10 protein-coding genes are annotated in these 8,648 nt (G+C 58.3%); 4 read left to right on the plus strand and 6 right to left on the minus strand.

Annotated features, from left to right (window positions below; genetic code table 11):
- Positions 1–13: 13 nt before the first annotated feature.
- From AC2FLA_RS12840 to AC2FLA_RS12855, 4 genes are all read right to left on the minus strand, one after another.
- Positions 14–985, minus strand: a complete 972-nt coding sequence (locus AC2FLA_RS12840; protein ID WP_496722644.1) for a beta-ketoacyl-ACP synthase III — start codon at positions 983–985, stop codon at positions 14–16.
- A 21-nt stretch (positions 986–1,006) separates the two neighbouring features.
- Positions 1,007–2,095, minus strand: a complete 1,089-nt coding sequence (gene plsX, locus AC2FLA_RS12845; RefSeq protein ID WP_058277573.1) for a phosphate acyltransferase PlsX — start codon at positions 2,093–2,095, stop codon at positions 1,007–1,009.
- 24 nt (positions 2,096–2,119) lie between these two features.
- Positions 2,120–2,326 (minus strand): 50S ribosomal protein L32, encoded by a 207-nt coding sequence (rpmF, locus tag AC2FLA_RS12850; protein WP_037316137.1) that lies wholly within the window; start codon positions 2,324–2,326, stop codon positions 2,120–2,122.
- A gap of 206 nt (positions 2,327–2,532) precedes the next feature.
- Entirely contained in the window at positions 2,533–3,069 is a 537-nt protein-coding gene (locus AC2FLA_RS12855; RefSeq protein ID WP_496722646.1) for a YceD family protein, read from the minus strand.
- A gap of 84 nt (positions 3,070–3,153) precedes the next feature.
- Between AC2FLA_RS12855 and AC2FLA_RS12860 the strand changes: the two genes are divergently transcribed.
- From AC2FLA_RS12860 to AC2FLA_RS12870, 3 genes are all read left to right on the plus strand, one after another.
- On the plus strand, positions 3,154–3,627 hold the full coding sequence (locus tag AC2FLA_RS12860) for an outer membrane protein assembly factor BamE (protein WP_058274497.1): 474 nt from the start codon (positions 3,154–3,156) through the stop codon (positions 3,625–3,627).
- A 98-nt stretch (positions 3,628–3,725) separates the two neighbouring features.
- Positions 3,726–4,460, plus strand: coding sequence for a GNAT family N-acetyltransferase (locus tag AC2FLA_RS12865; RefSeq protein WP_496722648.1), 735 nt, complete (start codon positions 3,726–3,728; stop codon positions 4,458–4,460).
- 67 nt (positions 4,461–4,527) lie between these two features.
- A complete protein-coding gene (locus tag AC2FLA_RS12870; protein ID WP_496722650.1) occupies positions 4,528–6,336 on the plus strand; it encodes an ABC-F family ATP-binding cassette domain-containing protein in 1,809 nt (602 codons plus the stop codon).
- Here AC2FLA_RS12870 and AC2FLA_RS12875 read toward each other — a convergent pair.
- Entirely contained in the window at positions 6,333–6,884 is a 552-nt protein-coding gene (locus AC2FLA_RS12875) for a sugar O-acetyltransferase (RefSeq protein ID WP_496722652.1), read from the minus strand. The genes AC2FLA_RS12870 and AC2FLA_RS12875 overlap by 4 nt on opposite strands.
- 9 nt (positions 6,885–6,893) lie before the next feature.
- Positions 6,894–7,649, minus strand: a complete 756-nt coding sequence (locus AC2FLA_RS12880) for a 3-hydroxyacyl-CoA dehydrogenase (protein ID WP_496722653.1) — start codon at positions 7,647–7,649, stop codon at positions 6,894–6,896.
- 238 nt (positions 7,650–7,887) lie between these two features.
- Between AC2FLA_RS12880 and AC2FLA_RS12885 the strand changes: the two genes are divergently transcribed.
- The coding region (locus tag AC2FLA_RS12885; RefSeq protein ID WP_496722654.1) for a hypothetical protein at positions 7,888–8,648 on the plus strand (761 nt) is incomplete at its 3' end.

The following is an 8,648-nucleotide window of genomic DNA, read 5'->3' on the forward strand; positions in this document are numbered from 1 at the left end:
CGTTTTGCGCCGGTTACCAGCGCAGAACCACTGCGCCCCATGCCAAGCCGCCGCCGATAGCCTCGGTCACGATCAGATCGCCGGTCTTGATCTGGCCCCGTTGTTTGCCCACTGACAGGGCCAGGGGAATCGATGCGGCGGACGTGTTGCCGTGATCCTGAACCGTCACGACGACGTTTTCCATCGGCAGGCCCATTTTCTTGGCTGTGCCCTGAATGATGCGGATGTTGGCTTGATGCGGCACGATCCAATCGACGTCCGCGTTGGTCAGACCGGCACGCCCCAGAGCGGTTTCTGCGGTTTTCGCCAGCTTTTCAACCGCGTGGCGGAACACCTGATTGCCCTGCATTCTTAGATGCCCGGTCGATTGAGTCGACACGCCGCCGTCGACATAGAGCAAATCCTTGTAGCGCCCGTCAGAATTCAGGTCGGTCGACAGAATGCCGCGATCCTGCGCGGTTCCTTCGCTGTCCTGCAGCTCAAGAATCAACGCGCCGGCACCGTCGCCAAACAGCACGCAAGTGGACCGATCAGTCCAATCCATGATGCGCGAAAACGTCTCGGCGCCGATGACCAGCACACGTTTGGCCTGACCGGACACGATCAAAGCGTTGGCGTTGCTGAGGGCAAAGACAAAGCCTGCACAGACGGCCTGAACGTCAAACGCGAATCCATTGGTCATGCCCAGGCGCGCCTGGACCATCGTCGCGGCAGAGGGGAAAGTCAGGTCAGCCGTAGATGTCGCCAGGATGATGGCGTCGATATCCTCGGCCTTCAGGCCAGCATCGGCCAGGGCGGCCAAGGCAGCGTTGGTCGCCAGATCGGACGTGGTTTCACCATCAGCGGCAAAGTGGCGGCGTTCGATTCCCGAGCGAGCTTTGATCCACTCGTCCGACGTATCTAGCGTCTTTTCAAATTCGGAATTCGGAACGATGCGCTCTGGCAAATAGTGTCCGACACCTACAACAACTGAACGGCCTGCCATTTGGGGGTACTGCCTTTATTGTTATTCGCCCGCCTTTGGCGGTACGTGCGCGGCATCTTGTGCAAGCTGGGCTGTCGATGCAACCCGTGCCGCCAATTTTTCGGCGAAACCGGACTCGGCCAGGGTAAAGGCCAGTTTGATCGCTGCCGAAACTCCGGTGGCATCTGCGCCACCATGTGATTTGACCACGGTTCCGTTGAGGCCAAGAAACACACCGCCATTCACTTGGCGTGGGTCGATGCGTTTCTTCAACCGTTGCAGCGAGGTGATGGCCAGAACCGACGCGAGCCGGGACAGGGGGGAATATTTGAATGCCTCGCGCAGCAGGTCACCGATCAGGCTGGCCGTGCCTTCGCCGGTTTTGATTGCGACATTTCCGGTAAAGCCATCGGTAACAATGACATCCGCCTTGTCACCGGGAATGTCGCTGCCTTCCACGAAGCCTGCGAAGTCAAAATTCGCCTGCTCTGCGAATTCCGAGATCATCGCGTGGGCTTCTTTCAGTTCGGCCCGGCCTTTATGTTCTTCGGTGCCAACATTCAGCAAACCGATCCGGGGCCGATCCAGTGCCATGCCGTTGCGGGCATAAGACGCCCCCATCAGTGCATATTGCAGTAGATCCTTGGCGTCGGCCCGCACATCGGCGCCGACATCCAGCATCACGTTAAAGCCCTGAGGGTTGCGCGAGGGCCACAGAATCGCAATGGCCGGACGGTTCACGCCCGGCAATTTGCGCAAACGCATCATCGACAGCGCCATCAGTGCGCCGGTATTGCCACAGGAAACAGCCCCGTGGGCTTCGCCTTTGCGCACTGTTTCCAGCGTCGACCACATCGATGTCTGCTTGCCGCTGCGGACGACCTGACTAGGCTTGTCCTCCATCGTGACCACGTCGGGGCAATCACGAAAAACGACGCGTCCCTGCAGGACACGCCGTTTGGCGACAAGTTTGCGCAACTTTTGCTCGGGCCCGTGCAGAACGAAGGCGATATCGGGGTTCTTGTTTGCCGATTTGGCAATGCCCGCCACAACAGTCGCGGGCCCCGAATCTCCGCCCATAGCGTCAACCGAGATGGTAATCCGTCCGGCTTGCGTGGGCTGTTCCGTCATGCCTTGGCCTACGAGTTATGAGGCTTAGGCCGCGTCTTCGTCCAGGTCGATTTCGTCGGCCTGAGCGACGACTTCACGGTCATCATAATGGCCGCAGGACGCGCAGACGTGGTGCGGGCGCTTCAGTTCGCCACAGTTTGCGCATTCGTTCGGGTTTGCAGCAACCAGAGCGTCATGTGCGCGGCGATTGTTGCGGCGCGACTTGGAAACTTTGTTCTGTTGGACAGCCATGGTCTCAACCTTTGTCTATTAAGGGTCAGCAGATTCGCTGCTGGCCGGGTTTCATTCTTCGTTTTTCTAGTGGTTTGACGCGCGTTTAGGGGACGGGCCCCGCAATGTCCAACCCAAATTCCGTTGAGCGCGCGAAAATACTGCGATTCTCGGCATGTTCAAGCGATTTTTCTGGAGGCCTGCTATGACAGGAAATCAGACCTATGTCACTCGTCTTTTTTCAATGCATCGCGCAAATTCGCCAGTCCGGCAAACGGCTTTGCGTCTTCGTCCGTCATCACCTGCTTGCCCGGCTCAGTATAGCCGGCCTGTTCCAATTCTGCGCCGTCGTTACGTGGGTATTGGGGCAGGGCAAGCGACAGCGCCTCAATCATCACCAATGCGGGGTCAATTTCTGCGCCCAGTGCTTCGGTCTCATCGCCTTCGGGGATTTCGAATTCAGGCTCGTCGGGGTTTTGCCAGTCTTTCAGATAGACCCGTGATACAGGGATATCGATGCGCGTGGTTACGGGGTCAAGCGTCACGACACAGGGTTGAATCACCGTCGCCCCCAGTTTTCCGGTAAGAATCCAATCGTGTTTGCCTTGTGCCCTTACGTCACCCACAAAGCTGAGCTTGCGCAGGCCCAACAATCCCAGTTCGGTTTTGATCGCGTCCAGGCCCTTGCTATCGGGGCGCAGATCAAACGGTGTGGGTGCGTTTTGGGGCAGGTCGGCCACCCGCAGAGATGTATTAGTCGTCATTCGTGACCCTTTCGTGTGTTGAACCGGGGCTGCGGTTTATGTAATCGGATAGGGTCCGCAAGGTCCCAAGGCAAGAGGATGTAAATGTTGAAGGTTGTGAACAGGTTGAAACCGGCGTCCAAAAGGCTTGTCTTTGCGGCCTGTTTGGTTGCGGCTGGCGCTTGCACGCCAATCTTCAAGAATCACGGTTACGTCCCGCCGGCTGACCAACTGGCTGAGATCAAAGTGGGCGTCGACACCCGCGACAGCGTTGTTGAAACCATCGGAGCGCCCAGCTCTGCCGGGCTGGTGAAGGATTCAGGTTTTTACTATGTCCGCTCTCGCGTGCGCCATTACGGTCCTAAGCGCCCTGAAGTGGTGTCGCGCGAACTGGTTGCGATCAGCTTTGACCAGCGTGGCGTTGTGCGGAATATCGAACGTTTTGGTCTTGAGGATGGATATGTGGTGGTACTGGACCGCCGCGTGACCGAATCCAGCGTTCAGAACCGTGGCTTCCTGCGCCAGCTGCTGGGCAATATCGGCAACTTCAACCCTGCGAACATTCCGGGCGCGAATTAAGTCTGCGCCGCCTCTTGCGATGGTCACAGGACAGTCACATGTTCTGTGGTAGAACCGCTGCAACATGAAGCAGGTCAGCAACCGCGGAGGATGCGACCATGGCATTATTGCTGGGCAAGGGCAGATACCGGGCTCGTTTGGCGCAGTCCCCACAGGATGTCGAGGCGGCGCAGGAACTGCGTACGCTGGCATTTGGGACGGATCATACTGACCGGGATGAATTTGATACGGTCTGCGCGCATATCCTTGTTGAAGACTCGCGCTCCGATGGACGATTGGTGTGTTGTTTCAGAATGCTGACAATGGAGCACGGGGCCGAGGTTGACCGCAGTTATTCTGCCCAGTTCTATGACCTGTCTGCCCTCAAAGGGTTCGACGGCCGCATGGTCGAAATGGGCCGTTTCTGCATTCACCCGGAATGGACAGACCCGGATATCCTGCGGGTCGCCTGGGGTGCGATGACCAATTACGTGGACCAGAACAACGTCAAGATGTTGTTCGGCTGCTCATCCTTTGCAGGAACCGAAACTGTCGAGTATCTGGACGCCTTTGCCATGTTGAAGCAACGGCATCTGGCGCCAAAGCGTTGGTTGCCGCGGGTCAAGGCCCCCGATGTATTCAAGTTTGCCTCTCGCCTTCGGCGTAGGCCCGATGTGAAAAAGGCGATGTTGCGGATGCCTCCATTGTTGCGCACCTATTTGATGATGGGCGGCTGGGTCAGTGATCATGCGGTGGTGGATCGGCATATGAATACGCTGCATGTATTCACCGGGCTTGAGATCGGCGCGATTCCTCCGGCCCGTAAACGGTTGCTGCGCGCAGTGGTCCGGTAGTTTGAGTATTTTCGAAAAGGTGAAACAGGGGCGTTGACGCTTTGTGTCCACCGGTTTAGCTGGCGGCATGGCGAGAATTCCTTTGTTGCAGATGTCCGGCATATCCCTGACTTTCGGGGGCGATCCGGTGTTTTCGGGGCTGGACCTGGTGGTTCAGCCGGGCGACCGCGTCGCGTTGGTTGGGCGAAACGGGTCGGGAAAGTCGACCCTGATGAAAGTCATGGCCGGTCTGGTCGAGCCTGATCAGGGTGACATCGTGGTGCCGCCGGGAAAATGTGTTGGCTACATGGAGCAGGACCCCGGCATGGAAGGGTTCGCGACTTTGGGCGATTACGCGTCCAGCGAGTTGGAGCCGGGTGAGCTGTACAAGGTCGAACGCGCGGGCGAGGGGCTGAAGTTCGATCCCTCCCGCCCGATTGAAACCGCTTCGGGTGGCGAGCGTCGCAGGGCAGCATTGGCCAAGCTGATGGCCGAAGCGCCGGACCTGATGCTGCTGGACGAGCCGACGAACCATCTGGATATCGAAGCGATTGCCTGGCTGGAACGCGAACTGGGATCGACCCGCGCAGCCTTTGTTCTGATTTCACATGACCGTGCGTTTTTGCGCGCTTTGACCCGCGCGACGTTGTGGATCGACCGCGGCATGGTACGGCGGCAGGAGCAAGGGTTTGAGGCTTTTGAAACCTGGCGCGACAAGATTTGGGAAGAAGAAGATCAACAGCGTCACAAGCTGAATCGTCTGATCAAATCTGAAGCCAAATGGGCGGTCGAAGGTATCAGTGCACGGCGCAAGCGAAATCAAGGCCGGGTGCGGGCTTTGCAGGCCTTACGCGCTGAAAAGGCCGCGCAGATCAAACGTCAAGGATCAGCGGCAATGTCGCTGGAAGGCGGACCAAAGTCCGGGCGAAAAGTGATTGAAGCCAAGGGGTTGTCCAAGTCTTTTGGCGCGCAGCAGATCGTTCGGAACTTTGATCTGTTGGCACAACGTGGGGATCGCGTTGCCTTTGTCGGACCGAATGGTGTGGGAAAGACAACCCTGCTCAAAATGTTGCTGGGTCAGGAACAGCCCGACGAAGGAACAGTGACGCTGGGCACCAATCTTGAAATCGCGGTTTTCGACCAGGCTCGCGCGCAGCTGGATCCCGAAATGACCCTGTGGGATAGCCTGACAGGCGATCCCGAAATGCGGGTTTCCGGCAAAGCGGATCAGGTGATGGTCGGTGGCCAGCCAAAGCACGTGGTCGGATACCTCAAGGAATTCCTGTTTGATGATGCGCAGGCAAGAGCGGCCGTTAAGTCATTGTCAGGTGGCGAAAAAGCGCGTTTGCTGTTGGCGAAACTGATGGCCAAGTCCTCGAACCTTTTAGTGCTGGACGAACCGACCAACGATCTGGACGTTGAAACGCTGGACCTATTGCAGGAACTGCTCGACGACTATGACGGCACCGTCCTGCTGGTCAGCCACGATCGGGATTTTCTGGACCGGGTTGCCACCACAACGATTGCGATGGAGGGCAATGGCCGCGCGACCGTCTATGCGGGCGGATGGTCGGACTACATCGCGCAACGGGGTGACGTTGCCGAAAAGAAAGCTGAAAAAGCAAAGACTTCGAAGTCAAAGCAAAAGCAAGAAGCGCAGCCGAAATCCGGGCTATCTTTCTCGGAAAAGCATCGGCTTGAGAAGTTGCCTGCCGAGATTGCCCGCCTAGAGGCCGAAATCGGCAAGCTGGAAGAGCTTATGTCCGATCCCCAGCTGTTCACCCGTGAACCGGTCAAGTTCCAGAAGGCGACCGAGGCGCTGGTCGAACGGCAAGAGATACTGGCCGCCGCCGAAGAAGAGTGGTTGGTGCTTGAGGAAAAGGCCGAAGGCGCCTAGCGGCGCGTCAACGGTCGGGCAGGGTTGCCCACAACCGTTTCTCCGGCCGCGACGTCTTTAGTTACAACGCTGCCTGCGCCAATAATGGCGTTGTCGCCGATGGTGACGCCGGGCATCACGATGGCACCTCCGCCAACCCAGACGTTTCGGCCAATGGTCACCGGTATCCCGATTTCCAAACCTTGTGCGCGTTCTGCCGGGTCTTTGGCGTGCTGAGCACAGTATATCTGGGCATGCGGGCCGAACATCGTGTCATCTCCGATCCGAACCTGTGCGGTGTCCAGAACGACGCAGTCGGCGTTGAAATAGACCCGCGCGCCGAGGTGGATGTTAAGCCCGTAGGCGCAATGAAACGGAGCCTCGAGTAAGCAATCCGGCCCGACCCGAGCGAACAACGCCTGCAACTCGGGTGCTATGGCACCACGGGCATCAGGCGGGCAGGTGTTATGTGTGTGGACTGCGTGCCGGGCACAGGTGCGCAGCGCCTCAAGTTCCGAGTCCAGGCAGTTATACCACTGCCCGGACTGCATCTTTTCCCGCTCTGTCATGGGACAGGCTTAACGCATACGAAGGGCGCCGTCGATGCGGATGACTTCTCCGTTCAAGTAGCCCATCTCGACAATGAAACCGGCCAACCGCCCGTATTCGCCCGGATCGCCGAGGCGGGCAGGGTTAGGGACATCTGCCGCCAGTTGTTGTTGAACCTCTTCGGGCAGACCGGCCAGCATCGGCGTCATGAAAATCCCCGGAGCGATGGTCATCACGCGCACTCCAGTCGAGGCCAGATCGCGCGCCATTGGCAGCGTCATCCCCACGACACCGCCTTTCGAGGCTGCATAGGCCGCTTGTCCTTTTTGTCCGTCGAAGGCTGCGATTGAAGCAGTGTTGATGATCACCCCGCGCGCGCCGTCCGGTTCGGGATCATTCTTTGCCATCTCGGCAGCGGCCAGGCGCGAAACGTTGAACGTTCCCACAAGATTGATGTCGATCGTGCGCTGAAATGCGTCCAGGGGGTGGGGACCATCCTTGCCGACTGTCTTGATCCCATAGGCGATCCCGGCGCAGTTCACAGCGGCCGTGATGCGACCCATCTTGCCCTTTGCGTGCACGATTGCCGCCGCCACTGAGTTTTCATCTGTGACATCTGTCTGAGCGAAATGCCCGCCGATGTCTTCGGCAACCTTAGGGCCACGCTCTGCGTCGCGATCCAGGATTGTAACCTGTGCACCGTGTTCTGCGAAATGACGGGCGGTGGCCTCGCCCAGACCCGAAGCGCCACCTGTGATTATTGTGGCTGAATTTGAAAGTTGCATTCGGCGACCTCTCAAGATTTTGACAATTTTCCGCCTCATTTAACTTGGCGGCTTGGGTAGATGTTGTATATTCACGCCAAGAGATCGTCACAACTAGTGCCGTGATCATTGTAACGAGTTGTGGCGAGCCTTCATTAACGCATCTTTAGCGGGAACTTACCTGCGCTTCATTTGCGGCTCCCACAGTGTAACCGAAGACCCTGACGCACCTGGGTATTAAGGCGCAAGGAGCTAAGTGATGCGAATTAAACTGAAATCCACTGTTTCGGCATTGGTAGCCTCTCCATTCATAGGAGCTATGATCGTAACCTCTGCGTATGCTGCGACGGATGTATGCAACGCGAGAACTGCGCGGATAGCAGCCAACGCCGGCGACTATCAGACGCTGTGTGAATGTACGCACGTGACACCCAGTTTTTTGAAGCGGCTGCAAACACGGTCAGATTTCGAAGCAACACTAGCTTTCACTGGCGAACAATGCCCGGGTTTGGCCGTATTGTTGACAGATTTAGAGACAGCTTCAGTCCGCGAAAACTCGGCACGAGGTGGCGAAGATCGGGACAGCGATCAATTAGCACAAGCGGACCCAAGCCCGCGCGGTGAGTCTGGTTCTGGCGATACCAGCAGCGGTTCTACCGGAGGCAACAACAACGGTGGCGGAAGCAGTAGCCCAGGCGGCGGTGGCGGAAGCGACAGCCCAAGCGGTGGTGGCGGAAGCGACAGCCCAGGCGGCAACGATGGCGGCGGCAACGATGGCGGCGGCAACGATGGCGGCGGCAATGATGGCGGCGGCAATGATGGCGGCGGCAATGATGGCGGCGGCAATGACGGCGGCGGCAACGATGGCGGCGGCAAAGGTGGCGGCAAAGGCGGCGACGGTAAAGGTGGCGGCAAGGGCGGCGACGGTAAAGGTGGCGGCAAGGGCGGCGACGGTAAAGGTGGCGGCAAAGGCGGCGGCAAGGGCGGTGACGGCAAAGGCGGCGGCAAGGGCGGTGATGG

It is taken from the genome of Ruegeria sp. CDSA033 (assembly GCF_059612305.1).

What these genes read in the sequence shown, in the direction of transcription:
- AC2FLA_RS12865 (WP_496722648.1), top strand. Translation starts at nt 3,726, where the DNA reads ATGGCATTATTGCTGGGCAAGGGCAGATACCGGGCTCGTTTGGCGCAG.
- AC2FLA_RS12855 (WP_496722646.1), bottom strand. Translation starts at nt 3,069, where the DNA reads ATGACGACTAATACATCTCTGCGGGTGGCCGACCTGCCCCAAAACGCA.
- AC2FLA_RS12840 (WP_496722644.1), bottom strand. Translation starts at nt 985, where the DNA reads ATGGCAGGCCGTTCAGTTGTTGTAGGTGTCGGACACTATTTGCCAGAG.
- AC2FLA_RS12860 (WP_058274497.1), top strand. Translation starts at nt 3,154, where the DNA reads ATGTTGAAGGTTGTGAACAGGTTGAAACCGGCGTCCAAAAGGCTTGTC.
- AC2FLA_RS12870 (WP_496722650.1), top strand. Translation starts at nt 4,528, where the DNA reads ATGGCGAGAATTCCTTTGTTGCAGATGTCCGGCATATCCCTGACTTTC.
- AC2FLA_RS12875 (WP_496722652.1), bottom strand. Translation starts at nt 6,884, where the DNA reads ATGACAGAGCGGGAAAAGATGCAGTCCGGGCAGTGGTATAACTGCCTG.
- plsX (WP_058277573.1), bottom strand. Translation starts at nt 2,095, where the DNA reads ATGACGGAACAGCCCACGCAAGCCGGACGGATTACCATCTCGGTTGAC.
- AC2FLA_RS12880 (WP_496722653.1), bottom strand. Translation starts at nt 7,649, where the DNA reads ATGCAACTTTCAAATTCAGCCACAATAATCACAGGTGGCGCTTCGGGT.
- rpmF (WP_037316137.1), bottom strand. Translation starts at nt 2,326, where the DNA reads ATGGCTGTCCAACAGAACAAAGTTTCCAAGTCGCGCCGCAACAATCGC.